This window comes from Franconibacter daqui (assembly GCF_014644275.1).
Taxonomy (GTDB): Bacteria; Pseudomonadota; Gammaproteobacteria; order Enterobacterales; family Enterobacteriaceae; genus Franconibacter; species Franconibacter pulveris.
In genome coordinates this window covers 158,629-185,038 of sequence record NZ_BMKJ01000002.1, presented here as the reverse complement: position 1 = coordinate 185,038, position 26,410 = coordinate 158,629, and the positions used below count along the sequence as shown (strand labels likewise).

The 26,410-nt window shown below is 59.3% G+C and carries 21 protein-coding genes; 9 read left to right on the top strand and 12 right to left on the bottom strand.

Annotated features, from left to right (window positions below; translation table 11 throughout):
* Positions 1–98: 98 nt before the first annotated feature.
* Positions 99–1,631 (bottom strand): methyl-accepting chemotaxis protein, encoded by a 1,533-nt coding sequence (locus IEX01_RS10205; RefSeq protein ID WP_024556514.1) that lies wholly within the window; start codon positions 1,629–1,631, stop codon positions 99–101.
* A gap of 207 nt (positions 1,632–1,838) precedes the next feature.
* Positions 1,839–2,732: a diguanylate cyclase gene (locus tag IEX01_RS10200; protein ID WP_188723790.1), complete on the bottom strand. Its 894-nt coding sequence runs from the start codon at positions 2,730–2,732 to the stop codon at positions 1,839–1,841.
* A 428-nt stretch (positions 2,733–3,160) separates the two neighbouring features.
* On the opposite strand from IEX01_RS10200, the gene ygjG reads away from it, so the two are divergent.
* A complete protein-coding gene (ygjG, locus tag IEX01_RS10195) occupies positions 3,161–4,567 on the top strand; it encodes a putrescine aminotransferase (protein ID WP_024556512.1) in 1,407 nt (468 codons plus the stop codon).
* Positions 4,568–4,754: 187 nt separating this feature from the next.
* Here ygjG and lsrG read toward each other — a convergent pair whose 3' ends face one another.
* Genes lsrG through lsrA form a run of 6 tightly spaced genes read right to left on the bottom strand, consistent with a single transcriptional unit; the run spans position 4,755 to position 10,507 of the window.
* Positions 4,755–5,054 carry a (4S)-4-hydroxy-5-phosphonooxypentane-2,3-dione isomerase gene (lsrG, locus tag IEX01_RS10190; RefSeq protein WP_024556511.1) on the bottom strand — a complete coding sequence of 100 codons (300 nt, stop codon included), beginning with the start codon at positions 5,052–5,054 and terminating at the stop codon, positions 4,755–4,757.
* Positions 5,051–5,941: a 3-hydroxy-5-phosphonooxypentane-2,4-dione thiolase gene (lsrF, locus tag IEX01_RS10185; protein ID WP_024556510.1), complete on the bottom strand. Its 891-nt coding sequence runs from the start codon at positions 5,939–5,941 to the stop codon at positions 5,051–5,053. Before lsrF ends, lsrG begins: the two co-directional genes overlap by 4 nt.
* A gap of 9 nt (positions 5,942–5,950) precedes the next feature.
* A complete protein-coding gene (lsrB, locus tag IEX01_RS10180; RefSeq protein ID WP_029697666.1) occupies positions 5,951–6,967 on the bottom strand; it encodes an autoinducer 2 ABC transporter substrate-binding protein LsrB in 1,017 nt (338 codons plus the stop codon).
* 1 nt (position 6,968) lies between these two features.
* Positions 6,969–7,973, bottom strand: a complete 1,005-nt coding sequence (gene lsrD / locus IEX01_RS10175; RefSeq protein WP_024556508.1) for an autoinducer 2 ABC transporter permease LsrD — start codon at positions 7,971–7,973, stop codon at positions 6,969–6,971.
* Positions 7,974–9,011, bottom strand: coding sequence for an autoinducer 2 ABC transporter permease LsrC (gene lsrC, locus IEX01_RS10170; protein WP_024560791.1), 1,038 nt, complete (start codon positions 9,009–9,011; stop codon positions 7,974–7,976). It lies immediately after the preceding gene.
* Positions 9,008–10,507 (bottom strand): autoinducer 2 ABC transporter ATP-binding protein LsrA, encoded by a 1,500-nt coding sequence (gene lsrA, locus IEX01_RS10165; RefSeq protein ID WP_024556506.1) that lies wholly within the window; start codon positions 10,505–10,507, stop codon positions 9,008–9,010. The genes lsrC and lsrA overlap by 4 nt, the downstream gene beginning before the upstream one ends.
* A gap of 214 nt (positions 10,508–10,721) precedes the next feature.
* Here lsrA and lsrR point away from each other — a divergent pair, with 214 nt between their 5' ends.
* The 3 genes from lsrR (at position 10,722) to IEX01_RS10150 (ending at position 15,700) form a co-directional block, all read left to right on the top strand.
* Complete coding sequence (gene lsrR / locus IEX01_RS10160; RefSeq protein WP_024556505.1) at positions 10,722–11,690, top strand: transcriptional regulator LsrR; 969 nt, start codon at positions 10,722–10,724, stop codon at positions 11,688–11,690.
* Positions 11,691–11,733: 43 nt separating this feature from the next.
* Positions 11,734–13,323 carry an autoinducer-2 kinase gene (gene lsrK / locus IEX01_RS10155; protein ID WP_028019974.1) on the top strand — a complete coding sequence of 530 codons (1,590 nt, stop codon included), beginning with the start codon at positions 11,734–11,736 and terminating at the stop codon, positions 13,321–13,323.
* Between the two features lie 355 nt (positions 13,324–13,678).
* Positions 13,679–15,700 carry an oxidoreductase gene (locus IEX01_RS10150; protein ID WP_308423939.1) on the top strand — a complete coding sequence of 674 codons (2,022 nt, stop codon included), beginning with the start codon at positions 13,679–13,681 and terminating at the stop codon, positions 15,698–15,700.
* Between the two features lie 100 nt (positions 15,701–15,800).
* On the opposite strand, the gene rlmG is transcribed toward IEX01_RS10150, so the two are convergent.
* On the bottom strand, positions 15,801–16,931 hold the full coding sequence (gene rlmG, locus IEX01_RS10145) for a 23S rRNA (guanine(1835)-N(2))-methyltransferase RlmG (protein WP_048888032.1): 1,131 nt from the start codon (positions 16,929–16,931) through the stop codon (positions 15,801–15,803).
* 85 nt (positions 16,932–17,016) lie between these two features.
* Here rlmG and IEX01_RS10140 point away from each other — a divergent pair, with 85 nt between their 5' ends.
* From IEX01_RS10140 to sstT, 5 genes are all read left to right on the top strand, one after another.
* Positions 17,017–17,514 (top strand): M48 metallopeptidase family protein, encoded by a 498-nt coding sequence (locus IEX01_RS10140; protein ID WP_024556501.1) that lies wholly within the window; start codon positions 17,017–17,019, stop codon positions 17,512–17,514.
* A gap of 80 nt (positions 17,515–17,594) precedes the next feature.
* Positions 17,595–18,278, top strand: coding sequence for a SanA/YdcF family protein (locus IEX01_RS10135; protein ID WP_188723936.1), 684 nt, complete (start codon positions 17,595–17,597; stop codon positions 18,276–18,278).
* An 86-nt stretch (positions 18,279–18,364) separates the two neighbouring features.
* Entirely contained in the window at positions 18,365–19,345 is a 981-nt protein-coding gene (locus tag IEX01_RS10130) for a Gfo/Idh/MocA family protein (RefSeq protein ID WP_024556499.1), read from the top strand.
* A gap of 480 nt (positions 19,346–19,825) precedes the next feature.
* A complete protein-coding gene (locus tag IEX01_RS10125) occupies positions 19,826–20,794 on the top strand; it encodes a TerC family protein (protein ID WP_188723789.1) in 969 nt (322 codons plus the stop codon).
* Between the two features lie 269 nt (positions 20,795–21,063).
* Positions 21,064–22,311, top strand: coding sequence for a serine/threonine transporter SstT (sstT, locus tag IEX01_RS10120; RefSeq protein WP_188723788.1), 1,248 nt, complete (start codon positions 21,064–21,066; stop codon positions 22,309–22,311).
* A gap of 32 nt (positions 22,312–22,343) precedes the next feature.
* On the opposite strand, the gene IEX01_RS10115 is transcribed toward sstT, so the two are convergent.
* From IEX01_RS10115 to uxaC, 3 genes are all read right to left on the bottom strand, one after another.
* Positions 22,344–22,886 (bottom strand): YgjV family protein, encoded by a 543-nt coding sequence (locus IEX01_RS10115; RefSeq protein WP_188723787.1) that lies wholly within the window; start codon positions 22,884–22,886, stop codon positions 22,344–22,346.
* 133 nt (positions 22,887–23,019) lie between these two features.
* The gene (locus IEX01_RS10110) at positions 23,020–24,507 is read right to left on the bottom strand and encodes a UxaA family hydrolase (protein ID WP_024556495.1); all 1,488 of its coding nucleotides are present in this window, start codon (positions 24,505–24,507) and stop codon (positions 23,020–23,022) included.
* A 31-nt stretch (positions 24,508–24,538) separates the two neighbouring features.
* Entirely contained in the window at positions 24,539–25,951 is a 1,413-nt protein-coding gene (uxaC, locus tag IEX01_RS10105; RefSeq protein ID WP_188723786.1) for a glucuronate isomerase, read from the bottom strand.
* Positions 25,952–26,410 lie beyond the last annotated feature (459 nt).

Below are 26,410 nucleotides of genomic sequence, written 5' to 3'. Positions count from 1 at the left end.
ATTAACGGTATCGTTGCGTGAATTAGCAGCAAAAATAAGAGAAGGAGAGAAGAAAATAAGGGCGGCGGAGCGCCGCCCGGGGGAACGTTGCGACAGGATCAGTGCAGTACGGTTACGGCATCTTCCAGACGGGTGGCGCGGTGTTTAACCATCGCGGAGACCTGCGCGCTCTCCTCCACCAGCCCGGCGTTTTTCTGGGTAATGGCGTCCAGCTCGGTGACGGCGCGGGTGAGATCGGCAAGGCCGCCCGCCTGCTCGGAGGTCGCCTGGCTTATCTGGCCGATAAGCTGCGTGACGTTCTGCACCTGATTGACAATATCCTGCATCGTGCGGCCCGCAGCGTGCACCTGCACCGCGCCCGACTCCACCTTGCTGGCGCTCGCCTCAATCAGTTTGCGAATGTCATTGGCGGCGTTGGCGCTGCGGCTCGCCAGATGGCGCACTTCGCCTGCCACCACCGCAAAACCTTTGCCCTGCTCGCCCGCCCGCGCCGCTTCCACCGCCGCGTTCAGGGCAAGGATATTGGTCTGGAAAGCGATATCGTTGATAAGCGACGTGATAGAACCGATGCGCTGGGTGCTGTCGGCAATCTCGTCCATGGTGCTGACCACTGTCTCCATCGCCTGCCCGCCGTGGCGGGCCGCTTCGCTTGCGGCGCTGGAGAGTTTATCCGCCGCAACCGCCGTTTCGGAGTTGCTTTGCACCGAGGCCGCCATCTGGTTCATGGTGGCGACAGTCTGCTGCACGTTGACCACCGTCTGGCGGGTACGCTCGTTTAAATCATCATTACCGCGCGCCAGCGTTTCGCTGCCGCTGCGCACGTTTATCACCTGGCTTGAAACATCGTTAATCAGCCAGCGGCACATCAGGCCAAGCTGCCCGACGGCGCGCAGCGTCACGCCAATTTCGTCGGCGCGGTTAAGCTGGTCGATGCTCTGGCGCTCGCCGGTCGCTACGCTCAGCGCCTGGCGCGCCACGTTGCTTACCGGACGGACAATCTGCCACTCAAACGCGGCGCAGCCGAGCGTCATCACCAGCGCGCAGACGATGCCGGAGAGCAGCAGGCCGCCCCCGCTCTGCCCGGCGAGCAGCATCGCGGCAAGCCATGCCAGAAAGATGCCGCTCATCACGCCGCGCACGCGCCAGCGCAGCGGCAGCGTCGCCATCTTGCCGAGCCAGCCTTTGCGCAGCACCAGCCCTTTATAAAGACGTCGGTTCGCTTTGCCTTCGTTTAAGGCTTTATATAAAGGCGTGACCGCGGCAATCTCCTCCGGCGTGGCTTTCGTGCGGATAGACATATAGCCGGTGGTTTTCCCGTTACGCACAACCGGCGCCGCATTCGCGCGCACCCAGTAGTGATCGCCATTTTTGCAGCGGTTTTTCACGATGCCGGTCCAGGGCTCGCCCTGTTTGAGGGTGTACCACATGTCAGCGAACGCCGCTTTCGGCATATCGGGATGGCGAACCAGGTTATGCGGGCTACCAGTCAGTTCATGCAGCGTGTAGCCGCTCACCTGCACAAAGGTATCGTTAGCGTGGGTAATATAGCTTTGCAGATCGGTGGTGGACATGAGGGTGGTATTGTCATCCAGCATCAGCTCACGCTGGGTGACGGAGGGCTGTGAAGGCATAGCAGCGTCCTTAGGCAGGTTATCCAATTGTTAATATATTTTTCTGCCTTGTAATGTCGGCGCGACGTAAATTTACTTTAACGATAAAGGCCGCTTCAGGTCGCAATTTGTGCTATCAGCCACATTTTTCATGAGGATTATCGGGATAATTACGCAGGTATATTATTTATGTTAGTTATTATTACTGCTTAACTGGCTCTGTTTTGTCTACGCAAGCCGCCTCATCTCCCCATTCTGGCGAATCATCACGCACTGGTTGCGTCCATTATTTTTGCCAAAATACATCGCTTTATCGGCGCGGCCGATGGCCTGATGTAACGTTTCATTACTTTCGACCTGCGTTATTCCTCCCGTGACGGTGACGGTTAAAGCGTTCTCTTTAATAATGATGGGATGACGTGAAAGATAATCGCAAATACGCGCGCCCGCCTGCTGCGCCTCTTTTTCACCGGTGACTTCCAGCAGCATAATAAACTCCTCGCCGCCGAAACGATAAATACGCTCATTCTCCCGCGCGCACGTTTTAAATGTTGCCGCCACGCTGCGTAATACATCATCGCCGGCGTTATGTCCCCAGCTGTCATTAATGGATTTAAAACGATCGATATCCATCATAAGCAGCCATAACGCCTGATGATTGTTTTCACAGCGGGTGCGAATAAAATCAAAATCCTGATAAAGCAAATGGCGCAGCGGCAGGCCGGTTAAGGTGCCGTGCATATTGCGAAACACCAACAAACATTCACGGTATTTATCAATGTGGCCCATAAATTCCTGCTGGGCCTGATGAAAACGGCGCAGCAGGCTGGCGGTAACCGCCTGCTGATGGATAGCCAGCATCAACTCGCGGGCGCGGTCATGCATTACTTTATGGGCAGACTCGATGTTAAAAACGTAGCCGCTGTGCTGCGCCTGCCGGTTCTGGTCATGACGCAGCCAGTGGCTAAAGCGGCACAGCTCATGCGCATGGGGATGGGTTAGCTCTGCATCCGGCTCGCCGCCCAGCAAACTAAGCTCCAGCAATTTTCCAAGCCACTGAAAATGCGCTTTCTGCGCCGTGCTTAATTCAATTAAAGCGAGATCCGAATCGGCAATATTCATCGTTTCATCACGCCGTTTTTTCACAGCGCTGCGTATTAATTAAATAAGGAGAAGGGAGAGAATAACGCATCTGTCAGGAGACGGGCATGAAAAAATACGAAATCAATTTTCAGCATAATTAATTCACATGGAAATTAAATTAAGACTCAAATATTCAACGTGTGAATATTTATTGCCGCGCTGCGTTATTACGCACCATCCTGGCGCAGTCTGCGCTTTTATGATGCGCCCCCGCCACGCTTTCCTGCCGCCTCGTCAATCAAAGGGCAGCATTAACGCTCGCTTATCGCTTATGGGGACGATTAAGTTTCGCACTTTTGCGACGTCGCCTGGCTTTTATCCCGATTTTTGTTAACGCCTTCGATGTGGCGTAAAGACTGCAATACTTAAATCGGTATCATGTGATACGCGATCCCCAGGAGCATATTTTGAACAGGTTACCTAACAGCGCCTCGGCTCTTGCCTGTACCGCGCACGCACTGAATCTCATCGAAAAGCAGACGCTTTCGCATGAGGAGATGAAAGCACTGAACCGGGAGGTCATCGACTACTTTCAGCAGCACGTCAATCCAGGGTTCTTAGAATATCGCAAGTCTGTAACCGCCGGCGGGGATTACGGAGCCGTAGAATGGCAAGCGGGAGGATTGAATACGCTTGTCGACACCCAGGGACAGGAGTTCCTCGATTGTCTGGGTGGATTCGGCATCTTTAACGTGGGGCACCGTAATCCAACAGTGGTTTCCGCCGTACAGAACCAACTTGCCAAACAACCCCTGCATAGTCAGGAGCTGCTCGACCCACTGCGCGCCATGCTCGCGAAAACCCTCGCCACGCTGACGCCAGGCAAACTGAAATATAGCTTCTTCTGCAACAGCGGCACGGAATCGGTGGAGGCGGCGCTTAAGCTCGCCAAAGCGTACCAGGCCCCGCGCGGCAGATATACCTTTGTGGCCGCGACCGGCGCCTTCCACGGGAAATCGCTCGGCGCGCTTTCCGCCACCGCGAAAGCGGCATTTCGTAAGCCCTTTATGCCGTTGCTGCCAGGCTTTCGCCATGTGCCTTACGGCGATATTGAGGCTATGCGCGAGCTTTTCACCGAATGCCGTAAAACCGGAGACGACATCGCTGGCGTGATCCTGGAGCCGATTCAGGGCGAAGGGGGCGTGATCCTGCCGCCGCCGGGCTACCTGCCTGCGGTGCGCCAGTTGTGCGATGAATTCGGCGCGCTGCTGATTTTCGACGAAGTGCAAACCGGCATGGGCCGCACCGGTAAGATGTTCGCCTGCGAGCATGAGAATGTGCATCCCGACATTCTCTGTCTTGCCAAAGCGCTGGGCGGCGGCGTAATGCCGATTGGCGCGACCGTCGCAACCGAAGAGGTCTTCTCTGTCCTGTTCGATAACCCCTTCCTGCATACCACTACGTTTGGCGGCAACCCGCTGGCCTGCGCCGCGGCGCTCGCCACCATTCACGTGCTGCTGGAAGAGAACCTGCCGCAGCAGGCGGAGCAGAAAGGCAACATGCTGCTCGACGGCTTCCGCCAGCTGGCGCTGGAATTCCCGGAGCTGGTCGTGGAGGCGCGCGGGCAAGGGATGCTGATGGCGATTGAGTTTACCAATAACGAAATCGGCTATCAGTTCGCGAGCGAAATGTTCCGCCAGCATGTGCTGGTGGCGGGCACGTTGAATAACGCGAAAACCATCCGCATCGAGCCGCCGCTTACGCTAACGATTGAGCAGTGCGAACAGGTGTTAAGCGCCGCGCGCAAGGCGATGGAGAGTCTGTGCGTAGCCCGCAGCAAAGCGGCAACCGCCGAAGAAAATGAATCCCTCTGAGTCATCTCGCTAAGTTAAAGCCCCCGTTAAGGGGGCTTTGTTTTTGGGGTGTCGCTTAGGCAAACAGGCGGATGCCGCCGTGTGGCGGATTAGCGCAGCGCCACCCGCCCGAGCCTCATAAGGGCTCAGAGGGTTGTTATTTTCAGCGCACGTGTTCGCCCCTCGCTTACCTGCCCTGCTCTTCTCCTTACTCCACCTCCGGCAGCAGCCCGATAAAACTCCGCTTCTGGCGCGGACCGGACATTAACGCCTCCAGCTTCTCCACGCAGGCGAGATAGTGAGGCGTCTTTTTATGCGCCTGTACGGCCTCTTCGTCTTTATACGCCTCATAAATAAAAAAGCGCGTTGGGGTTTCCGGGTCCTGCAACACATCGAAGCGCAGGTTGCCAGGCTCTTTCAGCGCCCCTTCGTGGTTGGCGCGAAACACCGCCAGAAACTCATCCACCCGCTCGGGTTTAATGTTGATTTCCACCAGCGTCACATTCATCCCCTTCCCCCCTGCGCTTTCTCTTCCTGCCAGAACTGATACGCTTCGCGGGCGCTCAGGTTCTCATGCACCACCTTTTTCACCGCCTTGAGCATGGCGAGCGGCGCCTCGGACTGGAAAATATTGCGCCCCATGTCCACGCCTGATGCGCCCTGATCGATAGCGCGCCAGCACATCTCCAGCGCCTCGTGCTCCGGCAGCTTTTTACCGCCGGCGATAACGATCGGCACCGGGCAGCTCGCGGTGACCTTCTCGAACCCCTCTTCCACGAAGTAAGTCTTGATAAACTGCGCCCCCATCTCGGCGGCGATGCGGCTGGCGAGCGAGAAATAGCGGGCGTCGCGCGTCATCTCTTTACCCACGCCCGTCACCGCAAGCGTCGGCATGCCGTAGCGTGCGCCTTCATCCACCAGTTTAATGATGTTATTGATTGACTGGTGCTCATATTCAGAGCCGATATAAACCTGCGCCGCCACCGCACAAACATTCAGGCGCAGCGCGTCTTCCATCGCCACCGCCACGCTCTCACGCGAAAGCTCGCTTAAAATAGAGTTGCCGCCAGAGGCGCGCAGCACCACCGGCCGGTTGGCGGCGGGCGGCACCTGGCTTCGCAGAATGCCGCGCGTGCACATCAGCACGTCGGTCTCTTCAAAGAGCGGCGCGATGGAGAGGTCGATGCGCTCAAGGCCGGTGGTCGGCCCCTGAAAATAGCCGTGGTCGAAAGCCAGCATCACGGTGCGCCCGCTTTTCGGGTTGAAGATGCGCGACAGGCGCGACTGCATGCCCCAGTCCAGCGCCCCGCAGCCCTTAAGCGTATAAGGCGTGTTCTGCTGCGGCCGCCCGAGGCCGAAATCTTTCCCGTCTTTGATATCGTCTAAATCCGCCATGCACCCTCCTCAGAAATCGTATTTGCTGATGTTCTCTTTGGTGAAGACCACGCGCTCCGGCAGCAGCACGATGCCGTTGCCCTTCGCCTCATACTGGTAGCCCTGCACTTTGTTAGGCTCGACTTTCAGCGTGCCGATATCTTTCACCTCAATGCTGTCGCCTACGTTCAGATCGCCTTTCTTCAGAAGCGTATCCGCCACGTTGACCGCAATTTTCCCCTGCTCCACCACGTCCCACAGGCCAAAGGCTTTCACCGTGCCGCGCTCAACGTAGGGGCGCATGACGTTCGGCGTGCTGAAACCGACAATGGCCACGTTAGTGCGCTTAAGGTTTTCGGCGGCCTGCGCGGCGGCGGGCAGCGCGTTGGCGTCCGGTGCGATAATGGCGTCGAGGTCCGGGTAAGCCTTCAGGATGCCCTCGGCGGTTTGCAGCGATTTAGTCGCGTCGTTATAGCCAAACTGGGTGGTGACGATTTGCCACTGCGGATGATCTTTGGCGATTTTCGCCTTCGCCTCTTTCACCCACTGGTTCTGGTCTGTCACGGTGGGGCTTGAATAGAAGAACGCGACTTTGGCGTCCGGCTTCGTCACCTGCTGTTGCGCCATCTCCACCAGCATGCCGCCAAGCTGCTCCGGCGTGCCCTGGTTGATGTAAATGCTGCGGCACTCCGGTTTGGTGTCTGAATCCCACGTCAGCACCTTCACGCCGCGCTGCATGGCGCGCTTGAGCGCCGGGCAGAGGCCGTCCGGCGACACGGCGGAGACGATAATCGCGTTGTAACCCTGGTTGACGAAGTTGTTGATGAGCTGCACCTGCCCGGAAACGCTCGGCTCCGTCGGCCCGTCGTAGGTCACCGGCACGCCGAGCGCCTTGCCCGCTTCCATCGCGCCGTTGCCGCCGCTAGTGAAAAAACCCACCCCGACCAGTTTCGGGATAAAGGCGATGCGGTCGGCCGCCTGCGCGGAGGCGACGCCCAGCGCCAGCGCCAGCACGCTCAGTTGCAGGGCACGTTTTGCTGTTTTCATATTAAGCTCCTGATTGGTTAACCGCACCGCGTCGCGCCAGCCAGCGGCGCCAGGCCGCACGCAGGGTTTCACGGTGCAAACTCGCCGAACGGCCAATCACCACCACAATCAACAACGCGCCGGACAACGCGCTCGACACCTGATTGGGAATGCCCACCATCTGCAGCCCCTGCTGCAAATAGCCCACCAGCAGCGCCGCAACCGCGGTGCCGATGACGGAGCCGGAACCGCCGTAAATATTCGCGCCGCCCAGCACCGCCGCCGTCAGTGCTGGCATCAGCAAATCGCGCCCCAGATCGGAGCGCGCCGAGCCGAAATAGGAGACCAGCACCAGCGCGGCGACGGCGCAAGCAATCCCCACCAGGCCATAGACGCCATACAGCATGCCGTTCACCGGCATCGCCGCGTAGCGCGCCGCGCGCGGGTTCTGCCCTAATAAAAAGAGATGGCGGCCGAAACGCGCCTTATGCGCCAGCACCCAGAAAAGCAGCGTGATTATCAGGAACAGCACCAGCGGCACCGGCAGGCCAAACAGCGTCAGGTTGGCGAAGGCGGTGAAGGCGTCCGGGAAGCCGCCGATGCCCTCAAAGCCCGTCGCCCCGGCGAAACCCGAAAGCAACAGCGCGCCGCCGCCGTAGAGGTAGAGCGTGCCGAGGGTTATCACCAGCGGGCTGATGCCGGTGTAGTGGATAAGCGCCGCGTTCAGCAGCCCGCAGAGCAGGCCGAGCGCGAGCGTTAACGGCACCGCCGCCATCATCGGCAACCCCGCCTGCATCATCACGCCGAGCGCGATGGCGCACAGGCCGATGGTGGAGCCAAGCGAAATATCGATGCCGCCGCTGATGATGACCAGCGTCAGCGGCAGCGCCACAATGCCAATGCAGATGAAATCGCTGGTGCTGAAAAGCAGCATGTTGAGATCCAGCATGCGCGGGTTGAACGCGCCGAAGAGCAGGATCTCCACCACCAGCAGCGCGAGCAGCGCCCCTTCCCAGTTAAGCTTCATTTACGCCACCTCCTTTTTGCTTTTGCGCCGGGGAAACGGGGTCACGTTTTTCACCCCTGTGTTGCCCGGCACAAAGCGGCTGTACTTCAGCGCCCGCTGATGGCGCGCCAGCGCCTGGCGCAGGCGGCCGTCGAGCACCAGCACGCCGAGCAGCACCAGGCCCGCGATAAAGTCATTCCACCAGGCGGGCAGCTTGAATAACACCAGCACGGTGTCGATTTGCGTGAGGAAGAAGGCGCCGAGAAAGGCGCCAATCAGCGTGCCGGTGCCGCCGAGCAGCGAAATGCCGCCGAGCACGCAGGCGGCGATGGCTTTCATCTCCAGTCCGCTGCCGGTCTGGTTTGGCACAAAGCCAATCTGCGAGGCAAAGAGGATGCCGCCGAGCGCGGCCAGCATGCCGTTGAAAGTGAAGGCCAGCAGCCGGGTGCGGTTCACCGCCACGCCGAGCTGGCGCGCGGCGGCGAGGTTATCGCCCACGGCGTAGAAATCGCGCCCGAAGGCGGTTTTCGCGAGCGCCCACGCGCCCACGGCCAGCAGCGCCAGCACCATCACGCCGAGCGGCGAAATACCGAAGGCGAGCGGTTCAGAGAGCGATTTCAGGCTCGCCGGCAGCCCTTCTATCCATTTGCCACCCGTCCACAGCAGCATGCCGCCACGATAAAGCCCCAGCGTGCCGAGAGTGGCGACAATCGCCGGGATGCGCAGCCCCACCACCAGCACGCCGTTAAAAAAGCCGCACAGCGCGCCGATGCCAAGCGCGAACAGCATGGCGAGCGGCAGGCTGTAGCCATTATTGAGCGCCACGCCGACGGCGATAGCGCACAGCCCAAGCGTGGAGCCGACAGAGACATCAATATTGCGCGTCAGCATCACCAGCGCCGCGCCCATCGCCAGCAGAATCAGGATTTGCGCGCTGCTGAAAATCATCGACAGCGTTTGCAGGCTGAAGTAGCTGTGGTTGAGCGCCACCAGTACGACAAACAGCGCAAGGATGGCGAGAAAGGCGCTCAGCTCGCGGTTGCGCAGCAGGGTTTTCATGCGTGAGTTCCTCCAAAAGCGAGCTTCATCATCCTTTCTACCGACACCGCCGATTTCGCAAGCTCCCCGCTGAGCGCCCCCTGATGCATTACCAGCACCCGGTCCGCCAGCCCCGGAAACTCATCGAGATCGCTTGAGATCATCAGCACCGCCACGTTCTGCGCGGCGACGCTTTTGATGAGCTGATAGATATCGGCGCGGGCGGCGACATCCACCCCGCGCGTCGGCTCATCGACAATCAGCAGCAGCGGGTTCGCCTCCAGGCAGCGGGCCAGCAGCACCTTCTGCTGGTTGCCGCCGGAGAGCGTGCGCACCGGCTGGTCGGCATGGTTGAGCTTGATGCCGAGCGCGCGGTGATAACGCTCCACCACCGCCGCTTCGCGCTGCTGCTGCTGCCAGAGAGAAGGTTCGTTCAGCGCCACGGTGTTCCAGCGCACCGGCGCATCAAGAAACAGCCCGGAGACCTGACGATCTTCCGGCAGATAGACCAGCCCGCGCTCAAGGCGGGCTTTGGTGGCGTCGCGGCCAAGCTCGCGGTTTTCAAGCCATATGCGCCCGGCACGGACGGGCCGCAGGCCGTAGAGCGTTTCGGCAAGTTCAGTGCGCCCGGAACCCACAAGGCCCGCCAGGCCGACTATCTCGCCGGCGTAAATCTCAAAGCTCAGGTCGAGAAACCCTTCGCCGGTGAGCGACTCCACCCGCAGCACCGGGAAATCCTGCGGCTGGGTGCGGCGGTTGCCGGGCAGCGCCAGCCAGAGCTTTTGCGTGTCGCTCAACTGCCGCTCGCGGCTGACGGGGGTCATGGCGTTAATCAGTTGCTCATTAGTGAGCGCGGTGGTTTCCCCCTCAAGCACCACCGCGCCGTCGCGCATCACTGAGATATGGCTTGCCAGCGCGCGAATTTCAGGAAGCTTGTGGGAGATAAAGACGATGCCGACGCCAAGCCCCTGCAGGGCGCGGATCTGGCGGAAAAGCCGCTCGGTTTCGCCCGGGGTAAGCGACGCGGTGGGCTCGTCGAGAATGAGGATTCTCGCCTCGCGCATGAGCCCGCGCAGGATCTCCACCATCTGCTGGTCCGCCACCTCCAGGGTGCTGGCGCTGGCCTGCAGGTTCAGATGACAGTCAAGCTGCGCGAGTTTCTCGTTCAGGCGCGTCATCACCTCGGGCTTTTGCGAAAGTCGAAACAAAATGTTCTCTTTTACGCTGAGGTTGGGAAAGAGCATGGGCTCCTGCGGCACCAGATAAATGCCCTGCTCATGCGCCTGAGAAGGCTTCAGTCGCGGCCAGGCTTTGCCGTTAATCACCAGTTCGCCGCTATCCGGCGTTTCCACTCCGGCAATGATTTTCATCAGCGTCGACTTCCCGGCGCCGTTGCCGCCAAGCAGCGCGTGAACCTGTCCCGGCAGCAGCGTAAAATCGATGCCTTTCAGCACCGGAACGCCGGAGAATTGCTTGCTGATGGCGCGCGCTTCAAGCAGGGGAATCGGATTGATCATCTTCGCTCCGCGTTGAACAAAAGATTTTTAAATTTAATAATGTTCAAAAGCGTAGTCGGTGAACTATATTTACAACCGTGCAGGGATCACACTTTCGTGCATTAGATCGCCTTCCGGGAATCGCGCCAGCAAAATGATCTTTTTGCCGGGCGCTTCACAAATTCTCACCGGGCAGAGCCGAACATATGATCTAAATTTTGATAAGAGTTCAGTTATGAGCGAGAAAAAAGCAGAAGAAGGAAAGTTCGCCGGGCTGGCGATGGCGGAAGAAGAGCTGCTGGCGCGGGTCGCCTGGTCTTATTACCACGACGGGCTGACGCAAAACGACATCGGCGAGCGGCTTGGCTTGCCGAGGCTGAAGATCTCCCGCCTGCTGGAAAAAGGACGGCAGTCCGGCGTGATCCGCGTGCAGATAAACTCGCGCTATGAGGGCTGCCTTGCGCTGGAAACGGCGCTGGCGGAACGCTTTGCGCTGAAGCTCGCCCGCGTGCTGCCGGCGCTGAATACGCCGCCGATGACGACTCGCCTCGGCATTGGCGCGGCGCAGTCGTTGATGGGCGTGCTCCAGCCGGGCCAGCTGCTGGCGGTGGGCTTTGGCGAAACCACCATGAGCTGCCTGCAGCACCTAAGCGGCTTTATCGGATCGCAGCAGATCCGCCTGGTGACGCTCTCTGGCGGCGTAGGGCCGTATATGACCGGTATCGGCCAGCTCGACGCTGCCTGCAGCGTCAGCATGATCCCGGCGCCGCTGCGGGTCTCTTCCGCCGACGTAGCCGGGATCCTCAAGCGCGAATCCAGCGTGCGCGACGTGATCCTCGCGGCCACGGCGGCGGATGTGGCGGTAGTCGGCATCGGCTCGGTCAACCAGAAGCGCGACGCCACGATTTTACGCTCGGGCTATATCAGTGAAGGCGAACAGCTGATGTTCGCCCGTAAAGGGGCGGTGGGCGACATTCTTGGCTACTTCCTGCAGGCCGACGGCCAAAAAGTGGAGGGGCTTGAGATCCACCGCGAACTGCTCGGCGTCACGCTCGACGAGCTGGCGCAGCTGCCCACCATCATCGGCGTGGCGGGCGGGGAAGAGAAAGCGGAAGCGATTTACGCCGCACTGCGAGGCCAGCGGATCAACGGCCTGGTGACGGAAGAAGCGACAGCGCGCGCTGTGCTGGCCCTGGCGGAATAAACGCCCGAGGCTTGCCGCGCCGCCACAACAGCGAGGCAAGTCGATGAGTTATCTTTTAGCGTTAGACGCCGGAACAGGGAGCATCCGCGCCGTAATTTTCGACCTCTCAGGCCGCCAGGTGGCGGTCGGTCAGGCGGAGTGGAAGCACCTGAGCGTGGCGGACGTGCCGGGCTCCATGGAGTTTGACCTCGACACGAACTGGCAGCTCGCCTGCCGCTGCGTACACCAGGCGTTGCAGCAGGCAAGCCTCAACGCCAGCGATATCGCCTCCATCGCCTGCTGCTCCATGCGTGAAGGCATTGTGCTCTATGACCGCAACGGCGAGCCCATCTGGGCCTGCGCCAACGTCGACGCCCGCGCAAGCCAGGAGGTGGCGGAGCTGAAAGCGCTTCACGATAACCAGTTTGAATCTGAGGTTTATCACGTCTCCGGCCAGACGCTCGCCTTAAGCGCCATGCCGCGCCTGCTCTGGCTTGCCCATCATCGCCCCGACATTTATCGCCGGGCCGCCACCGTCACCATGATAAGCGACTGGCTGGCGGCGAAGCTTTCCGGCGAACTGGCGGTCGACCCCTCCAATGCCGGCACGACCGGCATGCTCGACCTCAACACCCGCGACTGGCGCCCCGCCCTGCTCGATATGGCGGGGTTGCGCGCGGACATGCTCTCGCCGGTAAAAGAGACCGGCACGGTGCTTGGGCGCGTCACGGTGCAGGCAGCGGCGCAAAGCGGCCTGCGGGAAGGCACGCCGGTGGTGATGGGCGGCGGCGACGTGCAGCTTGGCTGCCTGGGGCTGGGCGTGGTGCGCGCCGGGCAAACGGCCATTCTTGGCGGCACCTTCTGGCAACAGGTGGTCAACCTGCCCGCCATCCGCACCGACCCGGAGATGAATATTCGCATCAACCCGCACGTGATCCACGGCATGGTGCAGGCGGAATCGATAAGTTTCTTCACCGGGCTGACCATGCGCTGGTTCCGCGACGCCTTCTGCGCTGAGGAAAAACTGATTGCCGAGCGGCTCGGCACAGACACTTACGCCCTGCTGGAGGAGATGGCGAGCCGGGTGCCGGCAGGCTCCCACGGCGTGATGCCGATATTCTCCGACGCCATGCATTTTAAAGAGTGGTACCACGCCGCGCCGTCGTTCATTAACCTTTCCATCGACCCGGAGAAATGCAACAAAGCCACGCTGTTCCGGGCGCTGGAAGAGAACGCGGCGATCGTTTCCGCCTGCAATCTCGCGCAGATCTCCGGCTTTTCCGGGGTGAAGTTTGATTCGCTGGTCTTTGCCGGCGGCGGCGCAAAAGGCGCGCTCTGGAGCCAGATTTTAAGCGACGTGACCGGCCTGCCGGTGCGGGTGCCCCAGGTGAAAGAGGCGACGGCGCTTGGTTGCGCGATAGCCGCAGGCGTGGGCGCCGGGCTGTATGACGACCTTGCCGCCACCGGCGAGCGGCTGGTGCAGTGGAGCCGCGAGTTTACGCCAAACCCGGCGCACCGCGACCTTTACGACCAGATGATGCGAAAGTGGCAGGCAGTCTACGCCGACCAGCTGGGGCTGGTGGACAGCGGGCTTACCACCTCGCTCTGGCGCGCACCGGGACTGGCGCCGAAGCAGGCGGCGGCGCGGGCGTAACGTTTGCAGGAATGGCGGGTGGCGCTTCGCTAACCCGCCCTTTAAAAATCAAAAAATAACGCAACCGGGAACGGTTTTTCTGCGGCGGCTTTTCCGCCGCGCGCCACGATTGCAAAGGGGGCGGCGTCGCGCCCCTTTGCACGTTCGCGTAAGCGAAGATGCCCTTGTTCGAGCACTTGCAGGCGAACGGAACACTTCACCGCACCGTCTATATGCTTTCCTGCATGGCAAGCGCTTTGCGATGAAATTTGAATCCCATCACAATGATTCGATCGCCCTTTTCCCTTTTATCCAACGATCGATTATTCATTAACTCATCCGACCACATAACAATTATTTTACATTAGTGAGCGCAATGATGAGCTACCCTTCGCTGTTCGCCCCGCTGGATCTTGGCTTTACGCAGCTGAAAAATCGCGTGCTGATGGGCTCCATGCACACCGGTCTGGAAGAGCGCCCGGACGGCGCCGAACGGCTGGCGGCCTTTTACGCCGAGCGCGCGCGTCACGGCGTGGCGCTGATTGTCACCGGCGGCGTGGCGCCTTCCGCTTGCGGCGTAGCGCTGGAGGGCGGCGCGATGCTGAACGATGCAAGTCAGCTTGCGCCGCACCGCGTAGTGACGGAAGCGGTGCATGGCGAAGGGGGAAAGATCGCCCTGCAAATTCTCCACACTGGCCGCTACAGCTATCAGCCCCATCCGGTCGCCCCTTCCGCCTTACAGGCGCCCATCAACCGCTTTAAACCCCATGCGCTGACGCACGACGACATTCTGTCGCTGATTAACGATTTTGCGCAGTGTGCGCTGCTGGCCCGCGAGGCGGGTTATGACGGCGTGGAGATCATGGGTTCTGAAGGCTATCTGATAAACCAGTTTCTCGCTGCGCGCACGAACCAACGCGAGGATGAATGGGGCGGCGACTACGCGCGCCGGATGCGCTTCGCCGTTGAAGTGGTGCGGGCGGTGCGTGAGCGGGTGGGCGACGACTTCATCATTATTTATCGTCTTTCCATGCTCGACCTGGTTGAGGGCGGCTCCACTTTTGAAGAGACCGCGCAGCTGGCGCAGGCTATCGAAGCGGCAGGCGCTACGCTTATCAACACCGGCATCGGCTGGCACGAAGCGCGCATTCCCACCATCGCCACGCCTGTGCCGCGCGGGGCGTTCAGTTGGGTGACGCGTAAGCTTCGCGGCCATGTGAGGCTGCCCTTAGTCACCACTAACCGCATCAACGACCCCGCCGTCGCGGAGCAGATTCTGGCGGCGGGCGACGCCGATATGGTCTCGATGGCGCGACCATTTCTGGCGGATGCAGAACTCCTTAGCAAGGCAGCGCAGGGGCGCGAGGATGAAATCAACACCTGCATCGGCTGCAACCAGGCGTGCCTGGACCAGATCTTTGCAGGCAAGGTGACCTCCTGCCTCGTCAACCCGCGCGCCTGTCACGAAACCCTGATGGTGATGACGCCCGCCACGCAGCCGAAAAACCTGGCGGTGGTGGGTGCAGGTCCGGCGGGGCTGGCGTTTGCAGTAAACGCCGCGCAGCGCGGCCACCGCGTTACGCTTTTCGACGCCGCCGCCGAAATTGGCGGACAGTTCAATATCGCAAAGCAAATCCCCGGCAAAGAAGAGTTTTACGAAACGTTGCGCTACTACCGCCGCATGTTGCAGGTCACCGGCGTTGCGCTGCGGCTTAACGAGCGGGTAAACGGTGAAATGCTCACCGGCTACGACGAGGTTATCCTCGCAAGCGGCATCGCCCCACGCGTGCCGTTGATTGCCGGCATCGATCACCCGAGCGTGCTGACCTATCTCGATGTGTTGCGCGACAAAGCGCCGGTGGGCGAGCGGGTGGCGATTATCGGCTGCGGCGGCATTGGTTTTGATACCGCCATGTATTTAAGTCAGCCAGGCGAGTCCACCAGCCAGAACCTGGCGGCGTTTTGTGTGGAATGGGGCATCGATACCAGCCTGAACCAGCCGGGCGGCCTGCGCCCGGAAGGGCCGCAGTTACCGAAAAGCCCGCGCCGGATAGTAATGCTTCAACGCAAAGCCAGCAAACCGGGCGACGGGCTTGGCAAAACCACCGGCTGGATCCACCGCGCCACGCTGCTTTCCCGTGGGGTGAAAATGGTGCCGGGGGTGAGCTACGAACGGATTGATGACGAAGGGCTGCATATTCTGGTTAACGGCGAACCGCAGGTGCTGGCCGTGGATAACGTGGTGATTTGCGCAGGTCAGGAGCCGCAGCGCGAGCTGGCGGAGCCGCTGCGCCTCGCGGGCAAAACGGTGCATTTGATTGGCGGCTGCGACGTGGCGCTGGAGCTGGACGCCCGACGAGCCATCGCCCAGGGCACGCGGCTGGCGATGGGGATTTAATGTGATGGCTGACACAACAGGATGCGCGCCAGGGCAGAGGAATAGACCGCCGCCCCGGCATGGTTAGCGAAAGCGTAACCCTACGCGCTGCGCTGACCCACTATCGGCTCTTACGCAGTTTCACCGCCCTGAGCACGACAAACTTATTATTCGTTGCAACGGTCGTACAGTTGCCGAAAATCTTCTTCAGCTTGCGGAAATAATCCAGATGGCGGTTGCCGACAATGCGCAACTCGCCGCCCCACTTCAGGCAGCGGCGCGCGTCCTGGAACATCTGCCAGGCGATGTGATCGGTAATGGCGTGCTGCTGATGGAACGGCGGGTTGCACAGCACGGCGTGGAAACTTTCCGGCTCTACGCCCGTCAGCGCGTTGTTGACCATAAAGTCGCAGCGCGCGAGATCGTCCGGCAGGTTGGTTTCTACGTTCAGACGGCTTGAGGCGACAGCCATGTAAGACTCATCCACGAACCGCACCCGCGCCAGCGGGTTTTGTTCTAACAGCTTCAGGCCTATTACGCCGTTGCCGCAACCGAGATCCACCATCTCCCCTTCCACGTTCTCCGGCAGATGTTGCAGGAAGAAGCGCGCGCCGATATCCAGACTCGCCCGTGAAAAGACATTGGCGTGGTTGTGAATCAGCCACGGCGTGCCGTCGAGCTTCCAGCTCTGCGTTTCCGGTGCCGCGGCCAGCGCAGGCTCGCTGAAAGCGCAATGGATAAGCCGCGCTTTTTTCCAGGCGAGCGTGGTGGTGGTGGGGCCGAGAATTTTTTCAAACAGCGCCAGCGTGGAATTATGAATATCACGCGCCTTCGCCCCCGCGATAATGCGGGTCTGCGGCGTGACGACGCGGCGCAGCGCGCGCAATTGCTGCTCCAGCAGGGCGAGCTGTTTAGGAATTTTAATCAGCACCAGCGCAGGCGCGTTGGGCAGCGGGCTTAAGCTGTCCAGCAGCGTCACCTGCGCCTCGTCAATCTCGTTCAGCCGCAGGTTGTGGCGCGTGGCTTGCTGGGCGATAAACGAATCGCTGACGCTGCAGGGGCGTTTTTGCGCCAGCGCGCAGGCGAGCGCGCCGAAGCTGTCGTTGAAAATCAGGAGCGGGCCGTCGCACTCGCCGACCTGTTGCAGCAGATAGTCGTCCGCCGCGTCCCAGGCCTGTAGCGGCGTCTCTTCCGGCATTGGCGGAAAGCGCTGCAACATGAGTGTTTGATTAAATAAGTCCACCTGGCTCATCGGCCCTCCCGAATGGTAAAATCCGCGCGTTTTATCCCTTAATTGCATCCGCGAGTAAACCTTTTTTTCACCCACCGAGGCCGCCATGACCGCACTTATCTACCTGCAGGGCTATCCTGAATCGCTGCTTGCCCAGGTACGCCAGTTGATTGAGCAGAACCGCCTCGGCGAAGTGCTGGAAAAACGCTACCCGCAGGCGCACGCCGTCACCACCGACAAAGCGCTGTATGATTACGTGCAGGGGCTGAAAAACCGCTATCTGCGCAGCGCCCCGCCGGTCAATAAAGTGGCGTATGACAATAAAATTCACGTGTTAAAAAACGCGCTTGGACTGCATACCGCCGTCTCCCGCGTGCAGGGTGGCAAGCTGAAGGCGAAGGCGGAAATCCGCGTCGCCACGGTGTTTCGCAGCGCGCCGGAAGATTTTCTGCGCATGATCGTGGTGCACGAACTGGCGCACCTGAAAGAGAAAGAGCATAACAAAGCGTTTTACCAGCTTTGCTGCCATATGGAGCCGCAGTACCATCAACTGGAGTTTGATACCCGGCTGTGGCTGACGAACCAGGCGCTTAAAAATCGCTAAGCGGTTATGATGCCATACGCTTTTACGCCGTATCGCTATCGCCGCGCCCCCCAAAAGGAGATGTTATGCGCATAACAAGGATGTTTTACCGTTACCGGCGCACGCTGCGTCATCTTTTCTTGCTGGGCTTACTGCTGGCTGCGCTGCTGGCGGGGCTGGTGTTTTACGCAAACCAACACGTCACCGCCGCCAGCAAAGCAAGGCTGTTTGATGACGTTAGTGCTATTCCGGCCCGCAAGGTGGCGCTGGTGCTGGGCGCAAAACCGGGAAACCGCTATTTTACGCGGCGCATTGACGCGGCGGCGGCGCTCTGGCAGGCGGGCAAAGTCTCCTGGCTGCTGGTGAGCGGTGATAATCGGCATAAGGATTACAACGAACCGGCGGCGATGCGGCAGGCGCTGATGCGCAAAGGCGTACCTTCCAGCGCGATTTTTTGTGATTACGCGGGTTTTACAACGCTGGATTCGGTTGTGCGCGCCCGCGACGTCTTCGGTGAAGATCGCATTATCATCGTCTCGCAGGCGTTTCATAACCAGCGGGCGATTTACCTGGCGCAACATTATGGTATTGATGCGATTGCGTTGAACGCAGAAGATCTCGATTTTCAACACGGTAAATACACGCAGTTTCGCGAGCGGTTCGCCCGGGTTCGCGCGCTGCTGGATGCAACGCTGCTGCGCCGCACGCCCCATTTTCTCGGCGATAAAGTGGTTATCGACGCGCACGCGCAGCGTGGCTGCCCCGCCGGTACGGGCAATGAATAGCGGTTCTGCGCGGCAGACCGCTACTTTTTAAACGTTGTCGTGTTACGCTCTGGCCGTTATTCAGCCTTCGGAGCAACCAGACGTCTATGATACGTTTCGCCGTTGTAGGAACGAACTGGATCACCCGCCAGTTCGTTGATGCCGCCCATGAGACGGGCAAGTACCAACTCACCGCCGTTTATTCCCGTACGCTTGAGCAGGCGCAGCATTTCGCCAGCGACTATCCGGTTGAGCATCTCTTTACCTCGCTGACAGCGCTGGCACAAAGCGACGCGGTGGACGCCGTTTACATTGCAAGCCCCAATTCGCTGCATGCCGAACAAGCCTGCCTCTTCCTGAATCATAAAAAGCATGTGATATGCGAAAAGCCGCTGGCTTCCACCTTACGCGAAGCGCAGGCCGTTATCGCCTGCGCGCGGGAAAACCAGGTGGTGTTGTTCGAGGCGTTTAAAACCGCCAGCCTGCCTAACTTCCTCGCCCTGCGACAGGCGCTGCCGAAAGTGGGCCGCTTACGCAAGGCGCTGTTTAATTACTGCCAGTACTCTTCTCGCTACCAGCGCTATCTGGACGGAGAGAACCCCAATACTTTTAACCCGGCGTTTTCCAACGGCTCGATCATGGACATTGGCTATTACTGCCTGGCCTCGGCGGTGGCGCTGTGGGGCGAGCCGGACGCCGTTATCGCCTCCGCCTGCCTGCTGGAAAGCGGCGTGGATGCCCATGGCACGGTGGTGCTGCGCTACGGCGATGCGGACGTCACGCTGCTGCATTCCAAAGTCAGCGACTCCACTCTGCCAAGCGAAATTCAGGGTGAGGCGGGCTCGCTGGTTATTGAGAAGCTTTCGGAATGCCAGCGCCTGACCTTTGTGCCTCGCGGCGGCAGAGTGCAGGAACTGACTCAGGGGCAGCATATCAATACTATGCTTTATGAAGCGGAGACTTTCGCTGGGTTAGTAAGCGCCAACCAGGTAGAGCACCCGGCGCTTGAAGTAAGCCTGATTACGGCGAAGCTGCTGACGGAAATCCGCGTTCAAACTGGCGTGATATTCCCGGCCGACAGCCAGTGACAGCGTAAAGCAATGTAAAAGCGGCGTGACAAAATTGATCGCATGAATATTTCGACATATTTTGTTACCAGCAAAGGGGAGTAACTTCATTGCCGGCCGATCGTCATTACGAAGCTACGCTTCCGGTCGCCGGGCAATTTGAATTCAGAGTCAGCTACGCCGCTGCGGCGCGCAAAAAGCGGGAGAACCCCGAATAGTGCGTGTTGCAGCAAGGCGGCCAACGCCGCTGCGGCGCGTGTAAAAGCGGGAGAATCCCGAATAATGCGTGTTGCAGCAAGGCGGCAAGCGAGCGAATCCCCAGGAGCTTACACGAGTAAGTGACTGGGGTGAACGAGCGCGGCCAACGCCGCTGCGGCGCGCAGTATGACGGGATTCAGGTTGTAAGTGAGACCTTGCCGGAAGGCAAGGTCTGCGCATTGAAAAGCAACGCGGCTGACGTCTTCCGACGTTAGCCGTTTTTGTTTTTAAGGAATTTTGCCTATGAATAGTGTCGGCACTCCCCTGTTGTGGGGCGGTTTCGCAGTCGTCGTCGTGATTATGCTGGCTATCGACCTTCTGCTTCAGGGCCGCCGTGGCGCCCATACGATGTCCATGAAGCAGGCAGCTGTCTGGTCGATTGTCTGGGTCTCGCTCTCCCTGTTGTTTAACGCCGCCTTCTGGTGGTATCTCTCCGGCACCGAAGGCCGTGCGGTCGCGGATGCTCAGGCGCTCGCCTTCCTTACCGGCTACCTGATTGAAAAAGCGCTGGCGGTCGACAACGTCTTCGTCTGGTTAATGCTGTTCAGCTATTTTTCTATTCCGCCTGCATTGCAGCGCCGCGTGCTGATCTACGGCGTGCTGGGCGCTATCGTGCTGCGAACGATTATGATCTTCGCCGGCAGCTGGCTGATTTCGCAGTTTGACTGGCTGCTCTATGTGTTTGGCGCCTTCCTGCTCTTTACCGGCGTGAAAATGGCGCTGGCGAAAGAGGATGAAGCGGGCATTGGCGACAAGCCGCTGGTGCGCTGGCTGCGCGGCCACTTGCGAATGACCGACAGCATCGAAAGCGAACATTTCTTTGTACGCAAGAACGGCCTGCTGTTCGCCACGCCGTTGCTGCTGGTGCTGATCCTGGTTGAGCTGAGCGACGTAATCTTCGCGGTCGACAGTATCCCGGCGATTTTCGCGGTGACCACCGACCCGTTTATCGTGCTGACCTCTAACCTGTTTGCGATTTTGGGTCTGCGCGCCATGTACTTCTTGCTGGCGGGCGTGGCGGAGCGCTTCTCCATGCTGAAATATGGCTTGTCGGTGATCCTGGTGTTTATCGGCGTGAAGATGCTGATTGTCGACTTCTACCATATCCCCATCGCCATCTCCCTTGGCGTGGTGGGCGGCATCCTGACGCTGACGCTGCTGATCAACGCCTGGGTTAACCACCGTAACGATAAAAAAGGGCAGATGGAATAATCCTCTCTTCTTCCCGCCCTGGCGGGAAGAATCTCCTGTCGCAAACCTCCTTTTTTGCAATGTTCCCGACAGTAGAAGTGTTGATATTGTCACAATAACGTTAATAGCTAGTTAAAAAACGGGAGCAGTGCTGAAAATCCAGCACTATCCCCTTCCTTCGCCACAGCAAATCCCTATACTCCTCCATGCAAACTTTTGTTACATCCTGATTAAACGTTACCCAAGAGAGCGAACGGGATGGAACGACATCACATCTGAAGGAAATACGCATGACTACGCAATCCCAATCGAGGGGTCTGTTGCAGCGCCTGGCGAGCGGCAGCCTTGTAAAACAAATACTTGTCGGTCTGGTGCTCGGCATCCTGCTCGCCTGGCTTTCTAAACCTGCCGCCGTCGCGGTCGGGCTGCTCGGTACGCTGTTTGTCGGCGCGCTGAAAGCCGTGGCGCCGGTGCTGGTGCTGGTGCTGGTCATGGCTTCTATCGCCAACCACAAGCACGGACAAAAAACCAACATTCGCCCTATTCTCTGGCTTTATCTGCTGGGCACCTTCTCCGCTGCGCTGACGGCGGTGCTTTTTAGCTTTCTTTTCCCCTCTACGCTGCATTTAACCACTGGCGCGACAGAAATTACGCCGCCGAGCGGCATCGTCGAGGTGCTGCGCGACCTGCTGATGAGCATGGTGTCTAACCCGGTGGATGCGCTGTTGAAAGGCAACTATATCGGCATCCTGGTCTGGGCGGTGGGTCTGGGCTTCGCGCTGCGCCATGCTAACGACACCACCAAAAACTTCATTAACGACATGTCGGACGCCGTCACCTTTATGGTGAAACTGGTGATTCGCTTTGCGCCAGTCGGCATTTTCGGCCTGGTCTCTTCCACCCTCGCCACGACGGGTTTCGCCACGCTGTGGGGCTACGCGCAATTGCTGGTGGTGCTGATTGGCTGCATGCTGTTGGTGGCGCTGGTGATTAACCCACTAATTGTGTTTTTTAAAATTCGCCGCAACCCCTTCCCGCTGGTCTTCGCCTGCCTGCGCGAAAGCGGCGTAACGGCCTTTTTCACCCGCAGCTCCGCCGCCAACATTCCGGTCAACATGGCGCTGTGTGAGAAGCTGAATCTGGATCGCGACACCTATTCCGTCTCCATTCCGCTTGGCGCGACGATCAACATGGCGGGCGCGGCTATCACCATTACGGTGCTGACGCTGGCGGCGGTGCATACGCTGGGTATTGCGGTGGACTTGCCCACCGCGCTGCTGCTGAGCGTGGTGGCGTCGCTGTGCGCCTGCGGCGCTTCGGGCGTGGCGGGCGGCTCGCTGCTGCTTATCCCGCTGGCGTGCAACATGTTCGGCATCCCGAACGAGGTGGCGATGCAGGTGGTGGCGGTAGGCTTTATTATCGGCGTGCTGCAGGATTCCTGCGAAACCGCGCTCAACTCCTCAACGGATGTGCTCTTCACCGCGGCAGCCTGCCAGGCGGAAGACCAGCGTCTGGCGCAGAACGCGCTGCGTAGTTAACTTCTGCGGCTGGCGGCGTTCGTCGCCAGCCCTTATCTCTTCTCAGCCACCTCTTTTTCAATCTTAAACGGATCGATCCCCCTTTTTTGCATGCGCCAGAAGCGAATGATGTTGACCCCGTTCATGACCAGAAAGCTGCCTTCAATCAGCGTGCCGCCAATGGAGCCCAGCCAGAAGTTGTGCGTTACCCAGCAGGCGGTGGAGCACCACATCACGCAGCGGGTAGTTAACCCTTTGCAGCGAAACAGCGCCCAGGTGCTGGCGACGGTGCCGATAATCGGCAGCAGTTCGATGGGATGATGCAGCTTCACCAACCCAAGGGTGAGCGTGAGGAAAATAAAAATGACCATCACCCACAGATTGCGGGTGCGCATGGAGATAAGCGTGCGTAGGGCGTTCAGTTCCGCGCTCATGCCCGCAGGAATCGCCCCCATCAGGAAGAAATGCCCGCCAATGGTGGCGCTGTAGAGCGCGAGCTGCATTTTAAAGCGTCGTTCGTCGCGGTTAATAAACGTGGTGATGCCTATCAAAAAGGCGAGCACGCCAACGCCCTGGGCCAGCCAGTATGCAGTCATGAGGAGTCCTTGCGATTAAAAAAGAAACGGCGCTTAGAAACGAAGCGCCGTTTTGTCACGATACCCGCATTTACCCACCTTTTTCGCGTTACGGCAAGGACCGCCGCCGTAGCACGAAAGGCGCCGGATGAACTTATAACGTGACGCCGCTTTTAAAAATCGCCAGTTCGCGGAAGTCGTTACGCTCGTTGCAGGTTTGCTTGCCGCTGGCGATATCGACAATCACATCGACAAACTTTTCCAGCAGCTGCGGCATGGCGGTGCCGTGCAGCAATTGACCGGCGTCGAAGTCGATCCAGTGCGGTTTCTTCGCCGCCAGCTCGCTGTTGGTGGCGATTTTCACCGTCGGCACAAAGCCGCCGTACGGCGTGCCGCGGCCGGTACTGAACAGCACCATATGACAGCCCGCGCCCGCTAATGCGCTGGTGGCGACGGCGTCGTTGCCCGGCGCGCTCAGCAAATTCAGCCCCGGCGTTTTCAGCCGCTCGCCATAACGCAGCACGTCCACCACCTGGCTCTGCCCCGCTTTCTGGGTGCAGCCCAGCGATTTCTCTTCGAGCGTGGTAATACCGCCCGCTTTGTTTCCCGGCGACGGGTTTTCGTAAATCGGCTGGTTATGGGCGATGAAGTACTGTTTGAAGTCGTTCACCATGGTGACCGTTTTTTCAAACGTCGATTCATCGCGACAGTGGCTCATCAGGATCTGCTCGGCGCCGAACATTTCCGGCACTTCGGTCAGCACCGTGGTGCCGCCGTTGGCGATGACATAATCGGAGAAGCGGCCGAGCATCGGGTTTGCGGTAATGCCCGAAAGCCCGTCGGAACCGCCGCACTCCAGCCCAAACTTCAGCTCGCTGAGCTTGCCCGCTTCGCGCTTATCGTTGCGCATCGCCGCGTAAAGCTCGCGCAGGTGCTCAAGCCCCGCTTCCACTTCGTCTTCCTGGTGTTGGCAGACCATGAAGTGAACGCGCTGCGGGTCGAAGTCGCCCAGCGTTTCGCGGAAGGCGTCCACCTGGTTGTTCTCGCAGCCCAGGCCGATGACCAACACCGCGCCCGCGTTAGGGTGACGCACCATGTTCTGCAACATGGTGCGGGTGTTGATGTGGTCGTCACCCAGCTGGGAACAGCCGTAGGTATGGCTGAAGAGGAATACGCCATCAATGCCTTGTGCGTCGTTGCTCTCTTTGAGAAAACGATTCTGGATCTGACGGGCGATGCCGTTAACGCAGCCCACCGTCGGCAGGATCCAGAGTTCGTTGCGGATCCCCACGTCGCCATTGGCGCGGCGGTAGATCTGCACGTCGCGATCGCCCGCCTGCGCCTGTAGCGCGTGGATATCAGGTTGATAGCTGTACTCGTCCAGATCGCTCAGGTTCGTGCGGGCATTGTGGGAGTGAATGTGCTCGCCCGGCTGGATAGCCGCCAGCGCATGACCGATCGGCAAACCATATTTAACGACGTTTTCTCCCTGAGCGATGGCGCGCAGCGCAAACTTATGGCCGCGCGTCACCGGTTGCCGCAGCGTGACGTTCTGGTCGTCGATCGTCACGCTGGTCCCTTCCGCCAGATCCGCAAGCGCTACTGCGACATTGTCCTGCGAATGGATCTTGATGTATTGCATATCAACCTCAAAGGCCTGATGTAATCAGTGGTTAGTTCAGTTCAATGGCGAAGTAGTCGCGCGCATTGTTGAAGCAGATGTTTTTCACCATCTCGCCCAGCAGCTCGATATCTCCCGGCGCTTCGCCCGCTTCCACCCAGCGGCCAATCATCTGGCAAAGGATGCGGCGGAAATATTCGTGGCGGGTATAAGAGAGGAAGCTGCGGCTGTCGGTCAGCATGCCCACAAAGCGGCTTAGCAGGCCGAGCTGCGCAAGCTGGGTCATCTGACGCTCCATGCCGTCTTTCTGGTCGTTGAACCACCAGCCGGAGCCGAACTGCATCTTGCCCGGCATGCCTTCGCCCTGGAAGTTGCCAATCATGGTGCCCAGCACTTCGTTATCGCGCGGGTTCAGGCAGTACAGGATGGTTTTCGGCAGCAGGTTTTCTTCGTTCTGCTTGCTGAGCAGTTTAGAGAGCTCTTCCGCCAGCGGACGGTCGTTGATGGAGTCGAAGCCCACATCCGGCCCCAGCAGCTTGAACTGGCGCAGGTTGTTATTGCGCAGCGCGCCGATATGGTACTGCTGCACCCAGCCGCGACGGGCGTATTCCGCGCCCAGCCACACCAGCACGGCGGTTTTAAACTGCGCCACTTCGCGCTCGCTTAAGGCTTCGCCCGCCAGACGGCGCGCCAGGATGCTGTCGAGTTCGCCCTCGCTCGCTTCGGCGAAGAGCACGACGTCCAGCGCATGGTCGGACACTTTACAGCCGTGCGCGGCGAAGTGATCCAGACGCTTAGTCAGCGCGGTTTGCAGGTCGCTGAAGCGGCGAATATCGGTATCGGAGACTTCAGCAAGCTTCGCCATGTAATCGTTAAAGGTTGCCAGCTCAATGTTGAAGGCTTTATCCGGGCGCCAGCTCGGCAGCACCTTGATGCTGAAGCTGCTGTCTTTGGCGACGGCGGCGTGGTGGCTTAAATCATCCACCGGATCGTCGGTGGTGCCGACCATTTTCACATTCATCTGCTGCATGATTCCGCGCGCGGAGAAACTATCCTGCGCCAGCAGCTCGTTGCACTGCGTCCAGATTTCATCCGCCGTTTTCGGCGACAGCAGCTTGCCGGTAATGCCAAACGGGCGACGCAACTCCAGATGAGTCCAGTGATAAAGCGGGTTACCGATGGTGTGCGGCACGGTGGCGGCCCAGGCGTCAAACTTCTCGCGATCGCTGGCGTCTCCGGTACACAGGCGCTCCGGCACGCCGTTCGTGCGCATGGCGCGCCATTTATAGTGGTCGCCTTTCAGCCAGATGTCATACAGGTTTTTAAAACGGTAGTTTTCGGCGATTTGCTGCGGCGGCAGGTGGCAGTGATAGTCGAAAATCGGCTGATCTTTCGCGTAATCATGGTACAGACGGCGAGCAAATTCGGTATCTAACAGAAAATCTTCAGTCATAAACGGGGTCATTTTATGCTTCCTCTGAGCGAGTGATTCAGATGCGTTAGCATGATGCTGACAAAGTTATCACACCAATTTCTATAGACGGAGGATAATTTCGTGAGTTAGATCAATTATCCCTCACAAATAATCTACCTTTTTAGGAGTAAAACCCGCTCCAGACCGCGCCAGCTCTGGCTTGCCGCCCGCCTTTACGTACCCTTACAAAGAAAAATGCTTTTGTGATGTCACTCAACTTTTAAAGCTGTATGACAAGTTATCTTTGCTGCCGTCGCGATACATAAACCCACGGAATGTTTTACCGGTGAAGATGCACCGGATTTAACGGTACGGATACCGCACTTACTCATAAATGCTTTGGCAGGGTCGGCCGTACCGGGAAATCTCTCCCGCCCACGTCCACTCCTAAAACATGCAATGCCACAGGTCAGGCGATCGACCGTGTCACGCACGGTAAACGACACAACG